Raw genomic sequence first — 20127 nt, 5'->3', positions numbered from 1 at the left:
TGGCAGATCGTCTAGTTAGAAGAATGTGCAGGTGAGGCGTATCACGTGGATCGCGTCAGTACGCGTTTGCCCAGGTCAGCTACTCGCGAGTAATACAGATCACGCGGCTACGCTGGATGCCCATGTCCCCCGATGAGCTCCTCGCCTACGACCGCGAGCACGTCTGGCACCCCTACGCGCCGATGCCCGCGACCGCGCCCGTCCACCCCGTCGTCGAGGCGCACGGGGTACGGCTGACCCTCGCCGACGGGCGTCGGCTCATCGACGGCATGTCCTCCTGGTGGGCGGCGATCCACGGCTACGACCACCCGGTGCTCAACGCGGCGATCACCGGCCAGCTCGGCCGGATGGCGCATGTGATGTTCGGCGGGCTCACCCATCCGCCGGCCGTCGAACTGGCCCGCACCCTGCTCGGGCTCGCCCCCGCCGGGATCACCAAGGTGTTCTTCGCCGACTCCGGCTCGGTGGCCGTCGAGGTGGCGATCAAGATGGCGCTGCAGTTCTGGAAGAACCAGGGAATCCATCGCACCCGGCTGCTCACGGTGCGGGGCGGCTACCACGGCGACACCTTCGGCGACATGGCCGTCTGCGACCCGGTCAACGGGATGCACCAGCTCTTCACCGACGTCCTGCCGCTCCACCTCTTCGCCCCCGAACCCCCTGTGGACAACGACGACGACTACGTCCACAGGTTGGGGATACTGGTCGAGGAGCACGCCCACGAACTGGCCGGGATCATCGTCGAGCCGATCGTCCAGGGCGCCGGCGGAATGCGCTTCTACGACCCGTCCCATCTGCGGGCGCTGCGCCGGCTCGCCGACGAGCACGGCCTGCTGCTGATCCTGGACGAGATCGCCACCGGGTTCGGCCGGTCCGGCGAGTTCTGGGGCGCCGACCACGCCGGGGTCTCCCCCGACATCATGTGCGTCGGCAAGGCCCTGACCGGCGGCTACCTGACCATGGCCGCCACCCTCACCACCGACCGGGTCGCGGCCGGGATCTCCGCGGGCGAGGCACCGCTGATGCACGGCCCGACCTTCATGGCCAACCCCCTGGCCGCCGCCGTGGCCAACGCGTCGCTCGGGCTGCTCGCCGAACGCGACTGGCGGACCGAGGTCAAGAACATCGAGACCGCGCTCCGCGACGGCCTGGACGGGGTCGCCGCGCTGCCCGGCGTCAAGGACGTCCGGATCAAGGGCGCGATCGGCGTGATCGAGACCTCGATCCCGCTCGACCAGCAGAAAGTCCAGAACGCGGCGATCGCCCACGGGGTCTGGCTCCGCCCGTTCCGGAACCTGATCTACACGATGCCGCCGTACATCACCCCCGCCGACGATCTCGCCCGCATCACCGGGGCGATGCGGGCGGGCGCGCTAACCCTGGGCTGACCACCACGTCAGCAGGGCGGCGCGGGCGGCGTCCTTGCCGACGGGCCCCTGGTCGAGCCGGAGCTCCATCAGGAACCGGTACGCCTTGCCGACCTCGGGGCCAGGGGCGATTCCGAGGATCTCCTGGATCTCCACTCCGTCGAGGTCGGGACGGATCTTGCCGAGCTCCTCTTCCTCTTCGAGGCGCGCGATCCGCTCCTCGAGGGCGTCGTAGGTGCGGGCCAGCCGGTCGGCCTTGCGCCGATTGCGCGTGGTGCAATCGGCGCGCGTCAGTTTGTGCAGGCGGGAAAGCAGATGGCCGCCGTCGCGCACGTACCGGCGGACGGCCGAGTCGGTCCACTCGCCGTCGCCGTAGCCGTGGAAGCGCAGATGCAGCTCGACCAGCCGCGAGACGTCCTGGATGACCTCTTTCGGGTATTTGAGCGCGGTCAGCCGCTTCTTGGTCATCTTCGCGCCGACCATCTCGTGGTGGTGGAAGGAGACCCGGCCGCCCGGCAGATGCTGGCGGGTGCGCGGCTTGCCGATGTCGTGGAGCAGGGCGGCCAGCCGCAGGATGAGGTCGGGGCCGTCCTCCTCCTGGGCGATCGCCTGGTCCAGGACGATCAGCGAGTGCTCGTAGACGTCCTTGTGGCGGTGGTGCTCGTCGATCTCCAGCCGGAGGGCGGGCAGCTCGGGCAGCACGTGCGCGGCGAGGCCCGACTCGTCCAGGGCGGCGAGCCCGAGCCGCGGGAACTCCCCGCACAGCAGCTTCGACAGCTCCGCCTGGACGCGCTCCGCCGAGACGATCTCGATCCGGCCGGACATCTCCTTCATCGCGGCCATCACCTCGGGCGCGATCGAGAAGCCGAGCTGGGACGCGAACCTGGCCGCCCGCATCATCCGGAGCGGATCGTCGGAGAAGGAGTCCTCCGGCCGGCCCGGCGTGCGCAGCAGCTTCTTCGCGAGGTCGTCGACCCCGCCGAACGGGTCGACGAACCCGCAGCCGGGCAGGGTGGCGGCCATCGCGTTGACGGCGAAGTCGCGGCGGCGCAGATCCTCGATCAGCGAGGTTCCGTAGGAGACCTCCGGTTTGCGGGACTTCGGGTCATAGGTCTCACTCCGGTAGGTGGTGACCTCGAGCTGCTCCTCGCCCTTGCGCAGGCCGACGGTGCCGAACTCGATCCCGATCGTCCAGACGGCGTCCGCCCAGCCGTCGATGATCTCCAGGATCCGTTCGGGTGGGGCGTCGGTGGTGAAGTCCAGATCGGTCACCGGCCGGTTCAGCAGGGCGTCGCGCACCGGCCCCCCGACCAGCGCGAGCTCATGCCCGGCGGCCGCGAACAGCCCGCCCAGCTCCTCGGCCTCGGCCGGCACGACCCGGCGCAAGAGTTCCGCCACGGCCTTCTGCTGCTCCTCGTTTGACACGACCACCAAGGGTAAGTGCAACCCGGATCGCCCTCAAAACCAGTATTCACACCGCGCGATATGCGGGTTACCGTCTGATAATCCCCTGGAGGACAGATGAAGGACGCCCTGGCGATACATCGGTACCTGCTCGACCGTGAGGTCCAGCACGAGATCGTCCGGCTGCCAGGGGTCATCTCCCACGCCGACGAGCTGCCGCGGCTGCTCGGACTGGCCCCGCACCGCTGCATCGTGACCAGGTTGTACCGGTTCGGACGGCGTGAGCTGGTCGCGGCGCTCGTCCCCGCGGGCGCGCACCCGACCCACGAAGCGGTCCGCAACGGGCTCGGCACTCCCCGGCTGATCCGGCCCGCCCCCGCCGACACCGTGAACCGGATGACCGACTATGTGGCGGAACTGGCCGCGCCGCTCCTGCTCCCGGACCGGCTTCCGATCCTGGTGGACGAAGAGCTCATCGACGCGCTGGACGTCGAAGAAGTCGTGTACACGGCAACGGGTGAAGCGTCCACAGCCCTGGGAATCCGCTCGATCGATCTCTGGAGATTGACCGGTGCGAAGCCTTGCACTCTGGCCGGGCCACTACGATCGAGCGCGTGACACGGCGGAACATCTGGTGAGAGATCGGTTTTCCGCTGCGCTCTGCGCGGCGGTCCTCCTCGTCGCCGTCGCACCCCCGGCGGCGGCCGAACCCGCCCGTCCCCGGCCACACGCGGCCAACCAGAGCGTCGCCAAAGACCCGATCAAGCTGACGATGCTGGGGATGTCCCCGCAGACCATCGGGCCGAAGCTGCCCGAGCTCACCGTCACCGCGAAGATCGTCAACTCGGGGCCGGTCGCGATCACCGGCCTCACCGTCCGGCTGGCGTACGGCGACCAGATCGAGACGCGCAGCGAGCTCAACCAGTTCGCCAACTCCACCGCCGACGCCCCGGGCGGAGCCAGGGTCGACCAGTCGGCGCGGCCCTTCGACCTGCCGGCCGGCGGGTCCAAGACCGTCGCGCTGACCTGGAAGCAGCCGGGCAAGCAGATCGGCGGCGCGGAGCTCGCCACGTTCCCGCTGATGCTGAAAGCCGTCAACACCAACGGCGAGCAGCTCGACGCCCAGCATTCGTTCATCACCTATGTGCCGGCCAAATCCACCAAACTGCCCAAGACGAAGGTGTCGTTCGTCTGGCCGCTGCTGGAGAAGCAGGCGCACCGCACCACCGACGAGGTCTTCGTCAACGACGCCCTGGCCGCCGAGGTGTCCGGCAAGAACCGGCTGAACACCCTGCTGACGGCCGCGGACCTCGAGACCAACCCCGGGCTGACGCTCGCGATCGACCCCGGTCTGCTCGACGATCTCAACACGATGGCCTCAGGCGACTACCTCGTCGACCCGCCCGGTTCGGAGATCAAGGGCAAGACATACCCGAAGAACGCGAACGCCGGCACGTGGCTGAGCACGCTGAAGCGGATGACGTCCGGCGGCCGGGTCCCGTTCTTCTTCACGCCGTACGGCGACCCGGACTCCGTCGCGCTGGTCCACGCCAAGATGGCGACCATCCCCAAGGAAGATCCCAAGAAGAAGACCGGGCCGCTGGGCCTGCTGCCCGCCGCCTACAAGAACAAGAAGAAGGGCGCCGACATCCTCGGCGCCCAGGAGCGGTACGCCAAGCTCGCCTGGCCCTTCAACGGCAAGACCACCGAGAAGACGATCAATCAGCTCATCGTCAACGAGCGTAAGGGCCTCGGCAGCAGCGTCTTTCTGCTGAGCGGTTCGGTGTACGCGCCGGAGAACCTCACGCCCAGCGCGACCACCTCGATCAACGACGCCAAAGGCAGACCGCACCGGGTTCTCACCTACGACGACACGCTGCAGAACGTGATCAGCGGGCCGATCAGGAATCCGGCCGAGACCCTGGCCGCCGAGCAGCGGTACATCGCGGAGACCGCCGTGTTCCACCAGGAGCAACCGGGCACGCAGCGCACCCTGGTCATCACGCCCGAGCGTGGCTGGTCCCCGACGCCGGAGTTCGCGCGGTTCCTCCTCGACGGCGCCCAGCCCTGGGGACGGTGGCTGAAGCCGACCTCGCTCGGTGACGTCGCCAGGGCTCCCGTCGCGAAACGCACGCCGGTGAACGAACTGACCGTCCCCTCGGCCCTGCCCAGCACCTACCTGGACGCCGTCAACCGGCTCGACCAGAAGGCGATCGCGTTCGGCAAGGTCTTCGACCCCGACCGCGACAACCTCCGGACCGCCGCGATGCGCACCGCGTCCGGCATCTGGCGTGGCGGGGCCGCCCAGCGGCGCAGAGCCGGACTGTTCATGGCCGCCGCGAACGAGGCCGTCGGCAAGCAGACCAAGAAGGTCTTCGCCGTGCTGGGCGACGACGCGGACGGCGACCAGCGCACCGTCAAGGGGCTGACCGGTTCCGAGGCGAACGTGCAGCTGATCGTCGCCAACGACTACCAGGAACCGGTCGAGGTCCAGGTGATCGTGACCTCCACCGAACCGAACGTGCTGATCGTCAAGAACGCGGCGGGCGAGAAGACCAACCCGCCGGGGTACGCCATGCCACTCAAGCTCAACAGAGGCGAGAAGCTGGGGCTGCAGATCCCGATGGAGCAGGTCACCGGCTCCTCCAATCGCACCGTCAAGGTGAACGTCGACATCTACAACCCCGCGGGCGAGCGGATCGGTCACCAGGATTTCGACGTCAAAACGAGCGACATTCCTTTCATCGGATGGTTGATCACGCTTGGCGCCCTCGCCGTCCTGGCTCTGGGCGTAGGCTTCCGGGGAATGCGCGCCCGGCGGCGGCGCAAAGAGGAGGAAGCAGAGCATGACGGAGCAGCGGCAGGCTGATGCGCGTGGCGGCGGCGCGTCCAGTCTGATGCGGTCCGGGGCGTTGATGGCCCTGGGCACGATCGCCTCCCGGCTCACCGGATTCGTCCGGACGGCTGTGATCGTCGTCGCGTTGGGCCAGGCCCTCGCGAACATCTACAACCTGTCGAACACGATCCCCAACATCGTCTACGACCTGCTGCTCGGCGGGATCCTCAGCAGCGTGATCGTGCCGCTGCTGGTCAAGGCGCGCAAACAGGACAAGGTCTACGGCGAGCAGTACGAGCAGCGGGTGTTCACGGCCGCGGTGCTGTTCCTGCTGGCGATCACCATCACGGCGGTCGCGCTCTCCTCGGTGATCATCCATGCGTACAACCCGCATCTGACCGGCAAGGAGAGCGATCTCGCGGTCATGTTCGCGGTCTTCTTCCTGCCGCAGATCTTCTTCTACGGGGTGGGGGCTTTCGCCGGCGCGATCCTCAACACCCGTGACTCGTTCGCCGCGCCGATGTGGGCGCCCGTCCTGAACAACCTCGTCGTGATCGCGATGGGCGGCGTCTTCTTCGCGATCCACAAGGGAGACGCGACCGCCGACAACCTCACCAACGGCGAGTTCCTGCTGCTGGCCTGCGCGACGACCGGCGGGATCGTGCTGCAGACGGTCGCGCTCTGGCCGTCGCTGCGGAAGGTCGGCTGGAAGTGGCGGCCGCGCCTCGACTTCAAACCGGGCGAACTGGGGCTGGTCGGACGTACCGCCGTGTGGACGCTGTTCTACGTCGTCCTCACCCAGGTCGGCTTCCTGATGGTCACCCGGTTCGTCAACGGCGGCGACGCCGAGGCGTACGCCGCGGGGCTCGGCCACGCCTACGGGTTCGCGTCCTACTCGACCGCCTACCAGTTCTTCCAGCTCCCGTACGCGATCGTCGCCGTCTCGGTGATCACCGCGCTGCTGCCGCGGATGAGCCGGCACGCCGCGGAGAACGACGCCGACCTCGTCCGCGACGACTTCTCCGCCGGGCTCCGGCTGTCCTCCGCGTTGATCATCCCGGGTGCCGCGCTGCTGCTGACGCTCTCGGGCGACATCGTCACCACGTTCCTCGCCCGAGGCAACCTCACGATCCAGGACGCCTCGGTGATCGGCCGGGTCATGCAGGTGTTCGCCGTCGCGCTGGTGCCGTTCTCGATCTACCAGCTCATGCTGCGGGTCTTCTACGCCTACCGCGACACCAGGACGCCCGCGCTGATCGCGATCGCGACGGTCGCGACCAACATCGCCTGCGCGTACGCCGCCTATGTGACGTTCCAGCCGCAGGACATCATCACCGGCATCGCCGGCGCGTTCGTGATCACCAACGTGGTCGGGGTCTTCGTCTGCGCGCTGGTGCTCCGCCGCAGGCTGGGCCGGATGGACGCCGGCCGGATCATCGCCTCGCACGTGAAGATGCTCGCCGCCGCAGGGCCCCTCGCCGCGTTCGCGTGGGGTTGTCACGTCGGGTTCGAAAAATGGGCCGGAACCGGCTCTTGGCAGTCCTTCGGGGCGCTCGTCGTCGGCGCGGCCGGAGGTGGCATCCTTTACCTCGTCTCCGCCCGCTTGCTCCGGATCGCGGAAGTCGAGACTATGACGAGGACCCTCACCGCCCGGATCCCCGGCCTGCGGTAAAGCTACTAACATGTCAGGCACCATGGGACTTCTCGAGGCGGGCAGGCGGAAGCGGTCATGAGCACGTCCGTCATCGAGCCCGGAACAAGGCTCGCCGGCCGCTACCGTCTCGAAGAGAAATGCAGCGAGGCCGGTGGCTCCACTCTGTGGAAGGCCATCGACGAGATCCTGGCGCGCGCCGTCGCCGTCCGGACCTTCGAACCGGACTTCCCGCGCGCCGCCGAGGTCGTCACCGCGGCGCGCACCGCGTCGCGGCTCACCGATCCGCGCCTCACCCAGGTCTTCGACGCCGACGACACCGGCGAACTGGCCTATGTGGTGAGCGAATGGGTCAACGGCGACTCCCTCGAAGACATGATCAACGCGGACGGCCCGCTGGAGTCCGGCCGCGCCACCCGCTTCATCTCCGAGGCCGCCGAGGCGCTGACCGCCGCGCACACCGCCGGAATGTCGCATCTCTGCCTGACCGCGAAGAACCTGGTCTGGACGACCGGCGGCACCGTCAAGCTGACCGGCCTCGGCGTCGACGCCGTGCTCTGCGGCGTGTCGACCTCCGACCCCGGCCGGCTCGACGCCCTCGGCCTCGGCCAGATGCTGTACGCGGCCCTGACGGGTGTCTGGCCCGGCGCCGCCGACGAGTCGGGCCTGCCGCTCGCCGAGGAGTCCGACGGCGAGTTCGTCACGCCCAGGACGATCCGGGAGTCGATCCCCGAAGAGGTCGAGAAGATCGTGCTGCGGGCGATGGAGCTGGGCGAGCCCACCGATCCGCTCACCACGCCCGCCGAGGTCGCCGAAGCGCTGAAGAAGGTGCCGCGCACCCCGCTGCCGCTCTTCGCCGGCCTGCAGACCGGCCCGCCGCCGGCGATCATCAACCGGCCGCCGCGCGCCGCCGAACCGACCAAGACCGTTCCCCAGCCGCGTCCCACGGCCCAGACGACGACCGCGCTGCCGTCGCCCGCGCCCGTCGGCACTTGGACGTCGGGTGAGCCCAAGCCGGTGAACCGGCCGCTGATCGCCGCCGCCGCGGCCGTCGCGGTCGCCGTGATCGGTGTGGCGATCTGGGGCATGTCCGGCGGTAAGAAGGACAATCCGAACACGAAGGAGCCGGGCGGCACGAGTTCCGTCCAGCCGTCCAACGGGTCGATCCCGGGCTCGAAGATCACCGTCAACAACGTGAAGGGCACCTTCGACTACGCTCCCGCCGGCCAGGGCCACCCCGACACCCATGTGGAGAGCAGCGCCAAGTACATCATCGACGGCGACAAATCCACCTACTTCGAGACCGACGGCTACGGCAGGTCCGCCTACGCCACCAGCTACGGCAACTTCCTGACGGGCGTGGGCGTCACCCTCGACCTGGGCCAGAGCAAGAACCTGAGCAGGATCGTGCTGAGCGTCCCGATCGGCAGCATCGGCGCGTCTTACGAGGTGTACGTCAGCGACGCCGACCAGCGCGCGGGCGTCGAGAAGTCGGCGTCCGGCAAGCTCGGCACCAGCACCGAGATCAAATTCACCGGTTCCGGCCGGTACGTCTTCCTCTGGTTCCCCAAGGGTCCCAAGAGCGGCAAACTCCAGGTCGGCGAGGCCACCGTCTACGGGACGGGCTGATGGCCACCGGGCGCGGCCAAGTGGACACGGTTCCCGACAAGGAACTGCTGTTCCGGCACGCCCAGGGCGACCCGCACGCCTTCGCCGAACTGGTCGCCCGGCACCGCGACCGGATGTGGGCCGTCGCCCTGCGCACCCTCGGCGACCCCGAAGAAGCCGCCGACGCCCTCCAGGACGCCCTGCTCAGCGCCTACCGTGCCGCCGGACGGTTCCGTGGCGACGCCGCCGTCACCACGTGGCTGCACCGGATCGTCGTCAACGCCTGCCTCGACCGGCTGCGCAGGCGCCGTGTCCGTCCGACCGTGAACCTGCAGGACGAGGCTTCGTTCGAGGCCGTCGCACCGCGTGGGAACGATCCCACGTCCGCCCACGAGGTGACTTTGGACGTCACCGCCGCGCTCGCCCAGATCCCGTACGAGCAGCGTGCCGCACTCGTCCTCGTCGACATGATGGGGTACGCCGTGGAGGACGCCGCCCGGGTGCTGGACGTGCCGGCCGGCACCATCAAGAGCCGCTGCGCGCGCGGCCGGGCGCGGCTCGCGCCACTTCTTCTCCATCTTCGGAACCGAACGCCGGGCACCAACGTCGGACCTTCGAACGTTGACACGGATGCCCCTGCGATACCCCGGCAGGGCAGACCGTCGGTTCTGGGAGATGGAGGGGGTAATCCGTGAACGAGATGACGCAGCACCTCGACTACGACGTGCTCGCCGATCTCGCCGAAGGACTGCTGGACGAGACGGCCGTCAGGGACGTCGAAGCCCATCTGGACGAGTGCGAGGAGTGCGGCCGCAAGCTCGAGGACCTGAGCGCCGTCTCACAGCTGCTGGCGTCGGCGCCGATGCCGGTGATGCCCGATTCGCTCGCGGCACGCCTGGACGAGGCGCTGATGGCCGAGGCGGCCAAGGCGTCGGTCCCGTCGCTGGCGGCACGGCGCAGGGTCAGGGGCTACCAGCTGCTTTCCGCGGCGGCCGCGGTCGTGGTCGTGGGCGGGGTGGGGACGGGTGTCGTCGTCGGCGCGCTGCGGTCGGGCTCTGAGGCTCCCGACGCCAAGGCCGTCGTCACGATTCCGACGAAAGCGCTGCCGAAGGTCACCCACACCGGCACCGAGTACCGTGCCGACCGGCTCGTCGAGCAGGTGCGGCGGCAGATCGGCGGCGACTTGGCGGCCGAACGGCCGCAGGTCAGCGACCAGCTCCTCGGCTGCATCCAGCGGATCAGCAAGGGCCAGCGGATCGCCTGGGCCGACCAGGCGAAGTACGAGGGCAAGGACGCGACGATCATCGTGATCGGCACGGAACCGGGCCCCGTCGACGTCTGGGTGGTCGGACCGAACTGCTCGTCCACGGTGGACGACCAGATCATCCACCGCCAGGTGCCCGCCTAGCGTCAGCCGACTTCGGCGAGGAAATCCAGGGCGATCGCCCAGGCCTGCTCGGCGTAACCGCCGTCGTAGTCGGGCAGGCTCGGGTCGGTGAACAGATGACCGGCGCCCTGGTAGCGGAAGATCTCGACCTCGGCGCCGGCCCGCCGCATCTCCAGATACCAGGAGTTCAGCCAGTCGGACGGCTCGAACTCGTCCGGATCGGCGACGTGCAGCTGGACGGGAAGCTCGGTGTCGGCCTCCTCCGGCAGGTCCGAGGTGCCGTGCATGAGCAGCAGCCCCTTGGCGTTCTCATCGGCCATCCCGACGGTCTGGGCGATGGCCGCCCCCAGGGAGAAACCGGCATAGACCAGACCGTGCGCGCTGTACGGAGCGGACGCCTTGATGGCCTCCTCCAGCAGCTTGTCCCGGCCGACCTCGGCCAGGATCTCTCTGGCCTCTTCCAACGTGTCCGCCACCCGGCCCTCGTAGAGATCAGGTGTGTGGACCGTATGGCCCGCCTCCCTCAGCCGGTCGGCCGCGGCGTGAACGCCCGGCCGCTGCCCGTACACCGAATGCAACAACATGATCTCCGCCACGACTCCACCCTAGTGGCCCGGAGGGCGCTGACCCTGTAGGGAATGTGCGGGCCTTAGGATCGGTTGACGCCAACGTCGGAGCGGCAGCCAGCCCAGAGGAGCAGCAAGTGAGCACCGAAGTCCGCAATGTGATCATCATCGGGTCGGGTCCCGCCGGATACACGGCGGCGATCTACGCGGCCCGCGCGGACCTGAAGCCGCTGCTGTTCGAAGGCTCCGTCACCGCAGGCGGCGCCCTGATGAACACCACCGAGGTCGAGAACTTCCCCGGCTTCCCCGACGGCATCATGGGCCCCGAGTTCATGGACAACCTGCGCAAGCAGGCCGAGCGCTTCGGCACCGAGCTCGTCACCGACGACGTCACCGAAGTCGACCTGTCCGCCAACCCCAAGATCGTCAAGGTGGGCGACGAAGTCCACTACGCCAAGTCCGTCATCGTGGCGACCGGCTCCGGCTACCGCGAACTGGGCCTGCCCAACGAGAAGCGGCTCTCCGGACGCGGCGTGTCGTGGTGCGCCACCTGCGACGGGTTCTTCTTCCGCGACCAGAACATCGTGGTCGTCGGCGGCGGCGACACCGCCATGGAAGAGGCCATCTTCCTCACTAAGTTCGCGAACGTGACCGTCGTGCACCGCCGCGACACGCTCCGGGCGTCGCGGATCATGCAGGACCGCGCCTTCGCCAACGAGAAGATCACGTTCGTCTGGGACAGCGAAGTCGTCGACATCCTCGGCGAGAACAAGGTCGAAGGCGTCAAGATCAAGAACCTGAAGACCGGTGACGAGAGCGTCCTCGACGTGACGGGCCTGTTCATCGCGATCGGCCACGACCCGCGCAGCGAACTGTTCACCGGCCAGCTCGACAAGGACGACGAGGGCTACCTGACCGTCGAGCACCCGACGACCAGGACGAAGATTCCCGGCGTGTTCGCCTGCGGTGACGTGGTCGACCACATCTACCGTCAGGCCATCACCGCAGCCGGCAGCGGCTGCTCCGCGGCGATCGACGCCGAGCGCTACCTTCAGGAGGCTTAGAGATGAAAGCCGTGACCGACAAGACCTTCGACAACGAGGTCCTGATGAGCGACAAGCCCGTCCTGGTCGATTTCTGGGCCGAGTGGTGCGGGCCCTGCCGGATGGTCGCGCCCATCCTCGAAGAGATCGCCAACGAGCACGGCGACAAGCTCTCCATCGTCAAGATGAACATCGACGAGAACCCCGAGATCCCGCGGAACTACGGAATCATGCAGATTCCGACCCTGAACGTCTACCAGGGCGGCCAGGTCGTGAAGCAGATCATGGGCGCCAAGCCGAAGGCGGCGCTGCTCAGAGAACTCGCCGAGTTCATCTGACCTCAGCCGACGAGAAAGGGCCCCGTCCTCAGGACGGGGCCCTTTCTGTTCACGTCAGTGTCAGGCGATCTTGTACTCGCACGTCGCGGAGACCGGGCCCTTGCCGTCCTTGTCGGCGGCGTAGACGGCCATCCGGTTGAGGCCGGCGGTGAGCGCGGCCGCGGGCACGGTCACGGTCTTCACCTGGGCGACGGAATCGCCGGTGTCGATGGCTCCTGCGCCCTTCCACAGCGCGCCGTCCGCGGCCTGGAAGGCGAAGTGGGCCATGGTCTTGTCACCGTTCGGTTCGACGACCTTCGCTGAGGCCGTCACGGCGACACCCTCCGGAACCGTCGGCACGGCACCACACGGGTACTCGACACCACCGGCGATCAGCTTCAGTTCCACGGGAGCCGCAGGCGGAGCGGCAGCGACCGGGACGGCCACCTCGAACTCGCACCAGCCGCTCCACGCGCCGCCCGCGACGTCGTCAGCGGCCTGGACGCGCCACTCGTAGACGGCGTTCTCCAGCCCGGCGACACCGGCGGTGCTGGTGACGGCCTGGTTCTGGTCGGTGAACTTCTGCTTGCCCTCCAGGGCCTTCGCGTCGAGCGCGCCCTTCTTGCGGTACTCGGCGCGGAGCCGGACGAACCCGCCGTCCGCGTCGGAGACCGTGCCGCTGAACCCGACGTCGCCGGTGGCGAACTTGGGCCGGTTCGCGCCGACCGCACAGCCCTGGCCGCCCGCCGTGGCGTTGACGACGGCGTTCGGCTTGTTGGTGGACGGGTCGGGGCCGGTGCCGGGGTCACCGTTGCCGGACTCGTAGGTGGCCTTGATGACGAGCTTCGCGTCACGGCCGAACGTCATGTACTTGCGGGCGTCCTTCTCGCTGTCGGCGCGCAGGCCGATCGAGATGGACGTCTGGTCGTTGTTGAGCAGGGCGCGCGCGGGACGCGTCACGTCGACTTCGAGGCGCTTGCCCGAGCACTTCGGCTTCAGCCACTGCCACCGCTTGCCCAGGGACTTCGGCTGGTTCTTCCAGGTGGCCTTCTTCGTGAGCGGCTTCACGATGAACACCTGGACGGCGTAGTTCTTGCTCTTGACGCAGGGGTTCGGCGTCTTCACCGGGACCGTCAGCTTCACCGATTTGATCTTCACGGCTTCGGTGGCGGAGCTGAGGTCCATGCGCAGGAAGCTGCGGTAGAGGTTCTTGCCCTTCTTGCCGATGGGCAGCGGGGTCTTCTTGAAGACGTAGGTCTTCTTCGGGGTGGCCTTGTTGACGTACGCCCAGCCGATCCGGTTGCCCGGGTAGCGCTTGGCGGCGGCCTTCGCGGCGGCGACGGCGGGCACGGCGGCGGCTTCTGCGGGGACGGAGGCGTGCGCGACCGGCGCCTGCATCACGCTCAACGCCAGCGCCGCCACGGCGGTCAGGGAGGTAAGGCGGACTTTCACCGGTGGCCTCTCGGGGGTGCTCGATCGGGGTCGGATGACCTTATCGGCAACCTGTCCGAAATGCCCACTGTCCGCGGGAATTATTCGGGTCGCTGAGATCGTCTCAGACGGGCCGCAGCGCACCTTCCGGGGTCATAGATCCAAGTAGACGCTCGAGTGCCACCTCGACGTCCTCACGCCACGACAGCGCGGAACGTAGATCAAGCCGGAGTCGCGGATACCTGTGGTGGGGCCGCACCGTCTTGAAGCCGACCGAAAGCAGGTAGTCGGCGGGCACCATGCACCCGCCGTCCTCCACTTTCAGATCGCCGAACGCTTCGATCGCTTTCACTCCGCGCCGGGTCAGATCCTTGGCGACGCCCTGCACCAGCATCCGGCCGAGCCCTCCGCCGGTGAACTCCGGCACGATGTGCGCTGTCATCAGCAGCACGGCGTCCGCGGAGACGGGGCTGGTCGGGAACGCGACGGACCGCGGCACGTACAGCGGCGGCGCGTACAACACGAAACCCGCCGGCACGTTGTCCACGAACGCGATCTTCCCGCAGCTTCCCCATTCCAGGAGCGTCGCCGAAACCCAGGCTTCTTTCTCCAGCCCGGGGTCCCCGGCGTTCATGGCCCGTTCCCTGCTCACCGGGTCGAGCTCCCAGAAAACACAATGACGGCACCGGCGCGGCAGATCGCCGAGATTATCGAGCGTGACGTTCACGAGGCGACGAGACACCAGGCTTCAAACACCCTTCGCGATTCCATCTCTCCAAGGACCACCCCCCGGCCCCCACACCCGGAACTGTAGTCCACCCTCCCCGCGACCAACCCCCACCCACAGCCTGTGGAAAGCCCCACACCATGACCGCGAACCATCCACAGACGAAGGACACTTCCGGCCCCCTCCCTCTCCCATCGCCCATCTAATACAGCAGTCCGCCCCCCAGACCGCCATCCACATGAACCTCGGGACCCTTCACCGCGAGGAACGGCTCCGGCAGGCCGAACAACAGGATGAAACCTCCCCCCACCCTCGAACAGCGCGCTCCGCCCAAGCCGCTGTACACACGGTCCGTCTTGGTGCTGCCCGGGCGAGTGGATCTCCAGCTTCACCCCTGCGAGGAGGCCTGCACGGTGAGGTATCGGACTCACCGGCGGCGCTGAGGCGGGAGACCGCACCAGGAAGACCATCGCGACGGCGAGCGGCACGGTCTGCTCCCAGCATGGACTGGCAGAGGCCACGGACCATGGAGCGCTTCAAGGTCAGCGTTCTCGCGCAAGCAACATCCCTACGCAGACCGACACCCTTGCCCGGACCGACATCCCCACGCGGACCGACACCCTTGCGCAGACCGACAATCCCTGCGCGGACGGGGTGGAGGGAGCGAGCTCAGCCGGAGCAGCGGCTGGGTGCGAGACCCGCCCCGGGCGTCGCGTCGTCCTGGCGGGCAGCCGGATGCGGCGCATACCGCGAAGTCGTCTGCCTTCGCGGAGTCCTGCGGGTGAGACTCCGAAGAGGCAGACCGTTGGGCGCGCTTGGAGCAGTGGGTGCTCTTCGCGGCGGGGTGTCGTCTGCATCGCGAGCAGTAGCCGGGGCGGTCACGAGGGTGCGGCCGTCGACCGTCACGACTTCGAGGCGGTGGAATCGGTCCGCGTGGTCAGCGTTGAGTCGCGGTAGTCGTCCCGTAGGCAGAGCAAGGTGCCTTGAAGTACGTCCTAGAGGTGTTGGGGCGAGGGGTCGGTCGGGGTGGGAGGAAGGTGGGGGCGTTCCTGATACCGGCGAGCGCGGGTGGGAGGGCGTGTCGTACGGTGGGAACCCGGCTCAATCGGCCCGGCCAAGGAGGCAGACCCATGGAGACCACCCGCAGCGACTCGCATCTCGACCGCTATGCCGCACGTGCACGCGGCATGGTCGCCTCCGAGATCCGAGCTCTGTTCGCGGTGGCCACCCGGCCGGAGATCGTCTCCCTCGCCGGCGGTATGCCGTTCGTCTCCGCGCTCCCCCTCGACGAGGTCGGCGCGATGCTCCAGCACGTGGTGGCGACGCGTGGCTCGCAGGCCCTCCAGTACGGGTCGGCGCAGGGCGACCCCGAGCTCCGCGAACGGATCTGCGAAGTGATGGCCATGGAGGGCATCACCGCGAGCCCCGAAGACGTGACCGTGACGGTCGGCTCCCAGCAGGCGCTCGACCTCCTCACCAAGATCTTCGTCGATCCGGGTGATGTCGTCCTCGCCGAGTCCCCGTCGTATGTGGGTGCGCTCGGCACGTTCGCCGCCTACCAGGCCGACGTGGTGCACGTTCCGATGGATGCGCTGGGGCTTGTTCCCGAGGCGCTCCGCGAGACCCTGGTCCGGCTGCGCGCCGAGAACCGCCGCGTCAAGTTCCTCTACACGGTGCCCACGTTCCAGAACCCGGCGGGCGTCACCCTGTCGACGGCGCGCCGCGCGGAGGTCCTGGCCCTCGCGGAGGAGTTCGACCTCCTCATCATCGAGGACAACCCCTACGGTCTTCTGAGCTTCGACGGCCTCCCGCCGCGCCCCATGCGCGCCGACGAGTCCGAGCGCGTCGTCTATCTCGGCTCGTTCTCCAAGACTTTCGCCAGCGGCCTCCGTGTCGGCTGGGCTCTGGCCCCGCACGCCGTCCGCGCCAAACTGGTTCTGGCGGCCGAGTCGGCGATGCTCTCCCACTCGAACCTCACCCAGTTCGCCGTCCGCGAGTTCCTGTCCGCCCATCCCTGGCGCGACCAGGTGAAGACCTTCACCGAGCTCTACCGTGAACGCCGCGACGCCATGCTCGAAGCCCTCACGACCCACATGCCCGAAGGCACCACCTGGACCCGCCCCGCCGGCGGTTTCTTCGTCTGGCTGACCCTCCCCGAGGGCCTCGACTCCAAAGCCATGGCCCCCCTGGCCATCGCCAACCGCGTCGCCTACGTCCCCGGCACCGGCTTCTACGCCGACGGCTCCGGCCACCGCCACCTCCGTCTCTCCTACTGCTACCCCGAGCCCGCCCATCTCCAAGAAGGCGTCCGCCGCCTATCCGAAGTAATCCAAGCCGAACAAGACCTCCGCAACACCTTCCACCCCTAACCCAACCCCCCGTTTCACGTGAAACACGCCCCGGGCTCCCTCCCGGGGCGTTTCCATTCCCCCTCCCCCACCAATCCCCTCCCTCCCGTCCACCCAATGCTGAGCAGGCGGGCGGAGAACTATCCGCAGCCGGTGGCCAACGACGCACCCTCAATCCAGCCGGTCGCGCGCTTCTAGCACGGTCATGCTGGAGAACCCACTGCCTCATCGAAGGCTTGAGACGGAGGGAAGGAGCCCCGCCGCTGCGAGGACACGGCTTTGGGTAGCCCGTTGGTCCTCAGGCTGTGGACTGAGCGACTGGGCGCCACTCAGCAGAGCGGATCTACGGCCACGCAGCGCGCGATGCGCCGGACTTGATCGGGGCGATCTTCACCACGAGGGAACGGCTTCGAGCAGTGGGCCCGGCGTCCCCGGGGCTGGCCAGCGAACTTCGTCGATGACCGGGAACCTCTGATGCGTGAGGCCACCGTGGATGGGCATCGATCTGATGCCCGACGAGCGACGACGCCTCCAACAGGCTCCTGAGCGTCACGAAGAAGAACCGTGAACCTAATGGGCCGAGAGTATTCCGGATCCGGTTGTGACGGTATTCGCCACAGTGCCCCCTTGCATGTGACCTCCGAAGGAGCGTTCGTCTGGCGCTGCACGGGCAAGTGGAGGTCAAGCTTCACTCCTGCGAGGAGGGCCTACACAGCGGGGTATCGGACTCACCGGACGGCGTTGAGGCGGGAGACCGGCACCAGGAAGACCGTCGCGACGGCGCGCGGCGCGGTCTGCTCCCCACATGGACTGGCAGAGGCCACGAACCATGGAGCGCCTCAAGGGTCGGCCCGCGCAGGGATGCTGTTCACGCAAGCGCGCTGACCTCACCCTTGCGCGGACCAACATCCCTGAACGGACAGGGTGGAGGGAGCGAGCTCAGCCAGACCAACGGCTGGGTGCGAGACCCGCCCCGGACGTCGCTCCCTCTTCGTGGGCAGCCGGATACGGCGCATACCGCGAAGTCGTCTGCCTGCCGCGAGTCATGGACTCAAGGGCTCGCGGGGCCGCGCCAAGCCGCGCCAGGGGCTCGCGGCAACACCGAACGAACCCTACTTAGGGAGCCGTGACCCGGAGAGCCCGGATGCCATGGCCAGCATTATGACGGCGACGCCTAGCTAGTGATCGCTCTCATTCCAGCCTGTCAGCTCTCCCAGGAGACACCGCGCCGCTCCCCCTGGGCCCGCCCGCAAAGCTCTTCTCGGTGGCCACGTTCTCGCCAGGACGTGGCCTGTGCTCACTTGCGCCGTCCTCGGATCGATCGGTGGCGACGCCTTCCATCTGGACCTACGGCACTGGTTTCACGTGAAACGAGCGCTGTAAGCTTCCCGAGGAGGACCGAAGGCTCACTACCGAAACCCCGCAACGGGGAAGGTGAGGCCCCCTCCGCCCGACACCGGTCCGCCTTTGTCTTCCTCGCACCAGCAAGGCCCGTTTCGGGGACGCTGGAACCTCTGAGTGCTGCCTGAACCTACGAGCTACGCAAGCCGATCGATCCTGCAGATCCTCGGCCTCGCTCTGTTTCACGTGAAACCAGCTCCGGCACCGCGCCAGGCCCTCGGTAACGACAGTTCAAGTCACTAGCGACGCTGCGGGGCCGACTCGCACTAGCCGAGCACCCGGAGTTTCTCCCGCCCCACAGCAGCGGGCAGATGAGCCAGGCCCGGGTTACCGGCGCGGCTGAGGCAGGAGGGCTCTCGGTCTCCTTACCCATCAGTGCGCCTCCGTCAGGCTAGTCGGCGCCCGGGAGCGCCGTCGTGGCTAGACGCCCAGGCACCAGCCTTGGCGTGGGCACAGCCAGAGACGACGGCCGGTCATATGAGCGCGCGACTCGGTACTCGATTCAGAACAGCGCCCAGTAGCGGGGCAGGCCCGTCCTCCCGTAAGCCGGCCTTAGCCGAACGAGTTGAGTGGCGGCGAAGCGCGGACCATGGCACCCAGAGCGGTGCTCGTACGAGAGATCCGTAGCTTCGCCTCTCTCGCGGCCCCCTCACCCGCCAGCAACCACTCGACCTGAACCGGAGTCGCTGTTTCACGTGAAACGAGGCGACCGCTCTCCGGCCACCGGGACCTCGTCCCCCAGAAACGCGGTTCAAGGGTGCCTTCACAAGACGGGCGGGGGCATGGGGCCCCGTACCGGTGCCGGGCGGGCGCAAGGGGAAGACCTGGGGCTCCGATTAGCCGCCTGCTCATGGCCAGCCCGCGAACTTGAGTTGGCCGCTCCCCGGCCGTCAGATTGGGGAAGCGAGGCCGCGCTAGGCAGCATCACCTCATCGAGGCGTTCCGGAGGGCCGGTGCTCCGCTTCTCCAACGCTCGGTTCGACCGCTATCTACGGCCGCATACGTCTCCAGGGGCGAATCGTCGCGGTCAACGACTCCGGGAGGAAGGCCAGCGGGGACGACGGAGGAGATCCCCGTTCCCACCTCAGCGCTGCAGCACACCGTGACGCAGTCCCAATGAATGGCCGTAGGTCGTCATGGCCGACTGCGCGGCGAGGGTACGCGGACCGCGAGCTCCGGTGCAGTTGGCTCACCCGGTTGGACCTCCAAGATGACACTTCGGCTGGTCTGGCTCCACCGGCCTCGTCGAACATCGGAGACGATCCGCGGAGCTAACGTCCGGCCAGCCTGCGCATTGCCCTCCCGCGCAGGCTGCCGCTCCTAATTCTTAAGACGTTTCTCCCTCTCTAAGGGCCCAGTCCTAGTCACGAGCGCCTGGACCCGCGTAGTCGGAACGCTCGCTGGCATAAGACCTAGGCAAGACCACGGCCTGCTCGCTGCACTGAGCATCGACCTTGACAGAGCGATGTTCCTCGCCTTCGTTTCACGTGAAACGCCCCTGGAGACGCACCTACAGGATCGCTAGCTTGGCCCCGTTCCACCCCCCCGACCGGCAAGCCCGGCAGCTCCCACAGCAAGCGGCGGCTCGCATCAGTGGCCCCGGCCCTGCCACACGGCTAAAGCTGATTCCGGGCGTCGGGCGTCGGGCGTCGGGCGTCGGGCGTCGGGCGTCGGGCGTCGGGCGTCGGGCGTCGGGCGTCGGGCGTCGGGGGAATCTAGTGCAGGCGAGAGGAAGGGAGCGTCCTTGCGGGCCTCGGCTCGGTCTCAACGATGGCGCGGCTTTCTCGGCGGGGCGGGTGGGGCCGCGCTGGTCTATCCACATGCTGTGTACCGACCAGTGGGAGAGCGGGACGTTGGGGGGCCTTGCGAGCGAGGCGGGGTGGAGCGCGGGGTGGAGCGCGGGGTGGAGCGCGGGGTGGAGCGCGGAGCTGGGCTCGCTTGAGGTGTGTTGGCTTCGCTTCTGTGGAGGAGTTGTTGGCTGGCCGGTTGGGGTTGGGCTTGGGCCCTTGGGGTGGGGTGGTCGGCGTGGGCTCGGGTGGGT

Annotated in this window: 14 protein-coding genes; 10 read left to right on the top strand and 4 right to left on the bottom strand. The window is 68.1% G+C overall.

The features are described from left to right. The first annotated feature begins 122 nt into the window (after positions 1-122). Complete coding sequence (locus tag ACYVE7_RS01145) at positions 123-1388, top strand: adenosylmethionine--8-amino-7-oxononanoate transaminase (protein WP_460362377.1); 1266 nt, start codon at positions 123-125, stop codon at positions 1386-1388. Here ACYVE7_RS01145 and ACYVE7_RS01140 read toward each other — a convergent pair. Continuing rightward, positions 1374-2798, bottom strand: coding sequence for a CCA tRNA nucleotidyltransferase (locus ACYVE7_RS01140; protein ID WP_460362430.1), 1425 nt, complete (start codon positions 2796-2798; stop codon positions 1374-1376). The two genes, ACYVE7_RS01145 and ACYVE7_RS01140, sit on opposite strands and share 15 nt — an antisense overlap. A 90-nt stretch (positions 2799-2888) precedes the next feature. Between ACYVE7_RS01140 and ACYVE7_RS01135 the strand changes: the two genes are divergently transcribed. From ACYVE7_RS01135 to ACYVE7_RS01110, 6 genes are read left to right on the top strand one after another with little or no spacing between them, the layout of a single operon-like run. Further along, the gene (locus ACYVE7_RS01135) at positions 2889-3389 is read left to right on the top strand and encodes an aminoacyl-tRNA deacylase (RefSeq protein WP_460362375.1); all 501 of its coding nucleotides are present in this window, start codon (positions 2889-2891) and stop codon (positions 3387-3389) included. 16 nt (positions 3390-3405) lie between these two features. Further along, positions 3406-5640 carry a DUF6049 family protein gene (locus ACYVE7_RS01130; RefSeq protein WP_460362373.1) on the top strand — a complete coding sequence of 745 codons (2235 nt, stop codon included), beginning with the start codon at positions 3406-3408 and terminating at the stop codon, positions 5638-5640. After that, entirely contained in the window at positions 5618-7279 is a 1662-nt protein-coding gene (gene murJ, locus ACYVE7_RS01125; RefSeq protein ID WP_460362371.1) for a murein biosynthesis integral membrane protein MurJ, read from the top strand. Before ACYVE7_RS01130 ends, murJ begins: the two co-directional genes overlap by 23 nt. A 57-nt stretch (positions 7280-7336) precedes the next feature. Continuing rightward, positions 7337-8887: an AMP-binding protein gene (locus ACYVE7_RS01120; RefSeq protein ID WP_460362369.1), complete on the top strand. Its 1551-nt coding sequence runs from the start codon at positions 7337-7339 to the stop codon at positions 8885-8887. After that, a complete protein-coding gene (sigM, locus tag ACYVE7_RS01115) occupies positions 8887-9561 on the top strand; it encodes an RNA polymerase sigma factor SigM (protein WP_460362367.1) in 675 nt (224 codons plus the stop codon). The genes ACYVE7_RS01120 and sigM overlap by 1 nt, the downstream gene beginning before the upstream one ends. Further along, a complete protein-coding gene (locus ACYVE7_RS01110) occupies positions 9558-10274 on the top strand; it encodes an anti-sigma factor family protein (protein WP_460362366.1) in 717 nt (238 codons plus the stop codon). Before sigM ends, ACYVE7_RS01110 begins: the two co-directional genes overlap by 4 nt. 2 nt (positions 10275-10276) lie before the next feature. Here ACYVE7_RS01110 and ACYVE7_RS01105 read toward each other — a convergent pair whose 3' ends face one another. Next, the gene (locus ACYVE7_RS01105; RefSeq protein WP_460362364.1) at positions 10277-10849 is read right to left on the bottom strand and encodes a dienelactone hydrolase family protein; all 573 of its coding nucleotides are present in this window, start codon (positions 10847-10849) and stop codon (positions 10277-10279) included. 107 nt (positions 10850-10956) lie between these two features. Between ACYVE7_RS01105 and trxB the strand changes: the two genes are divergently transcribed. Both trxB and trxA read left to right on the top strand, forming a co-directional pair. After that, entirely contained in the window at positions 10957-11883 is a 927-nt protein-coding gene (gene trxB, locus ACYVE7_RS01100) for a thioredoxin-disulfide reductase (RefSeq protein ID WP_460362362.1), read from the top strand. Between the two features lie 2 nt (positions 11884-11885). Then, complete coding sequence (gene trxA / locus ACYVE7_RS01095) at positions 11886-12200, top strand: thioredoxin (protein WP_460362360.1); 315 nt, start codon at positions 11886-11888, stop codon at positions 12198-12200. 60 nt (positions 12201-12260) lie between these two features. Here trxA and ACYVE7_RS01090 read toward each other — a convergent pair whose 3' ends face one another. Together ACYVE7_RS01090 and ACYVE7_RS01085 are read right to left on the bottom strand one after the other, a co-directional pair. Continuing rightward, the gene (locus ACYVE7_RS01090; protein ID WP_460362358.1) at positions 12261-13631 is read right to left on the bottom strand and encodes a DNRLRE domain-containing protein; all 1371 of its coding nucleotides are present in this window, start codon (positions 13629-13631) and stop codon (positions 12261-12263) included. A gap of 103 nt (positions 13632-13734) precedes the next feature. Further along, entirely contained in the window at positions 13735-14244 is a 510-nt protein-coding gene (locus tag ACYVE7_RS01085) for a GNAT family N-acetyltransferase (protein ID WP_460362357.1), read from the bottom strand. Between the two features lie 1223 nt (positions 14245-15467). Between ACYVE7_RS01085 and ACYVE7_RS01080 the strand changes: the two genes are divergently transcribed. Next, positions 15468-16706, top strand: a complete 1239-nt coding sequence (locus tag ACYVE7_RS01080; RefSeq protein WP_460362355.1) for an aminotransferase-like domain-containing protein — start codon at positions 15468-15470, stop codon at positions 16704-16706. The last annotated feature ends 3421 nt before the right edge of the window (positions 16707-20127 follow it).

It is taken from the genome of Actinocorallia lasiicapitis, from assembly GCF_054778695.1.
This window is presented reverse-complemented; position numbering and strand designations above follow the sequence as displayed.

Coding starts and splice junctions, on each gene's coding strand:
- ACYVE7_RS01145 (WP_460362377.1), top strand. CDS start 123: ATGTCCCCCGATGAGCTCCTCGCCTACGACCGCGAGCACGTCTGGCAC.
- ACYVE7_RS01135 (WP_460362375.1), top strand. CDS start 2,889: ATGAAGGACGCCCTGGCGATACATCGGTACCTGCTCGACCGTGAGGTC.
- murJ (WP_460362371.1), top strand. CDS start 5,618: ATGACGGAGCAGCGGCAGGCTGATGCGCGTGGCGGCGGCGCGTCCAGT.
- ACYVE7_RS01120 (WP_460362369.1), top strand. CDS start 7,337: ATGAGCACGTCCGTCATCGAGCCCGGAACAAGGCTCGCCGGCCGCTAC.
- sigM (WP_460362367.1), top strand. CDS start 8,887: ATGGCCACCGGGCGCGGCCAAGTGGACACGGTTCCCGACAAGGAACTG.
- trxA (WP_460362360.1), top strand. CDS start 11,886: ATGAAAGCCGTGACCGACAAGACCTTCGACAACGAGGTCCTGATGAGC.
- ACYVE7_RS01085 (WP_460362357.1), bottom strand. CDS start 14,244: ATGAACGCCGGGGACCCCGGGCTGGAGAAAGAAGCCTGGGTTTCGGCG.
- ACYVE7_RS01080 (WP_460362355.1), top strand. CDS start 15,468: ATGGAGACCACCCGCAGCGACTCGCATCTCGACCGCTATGCCGCACGT.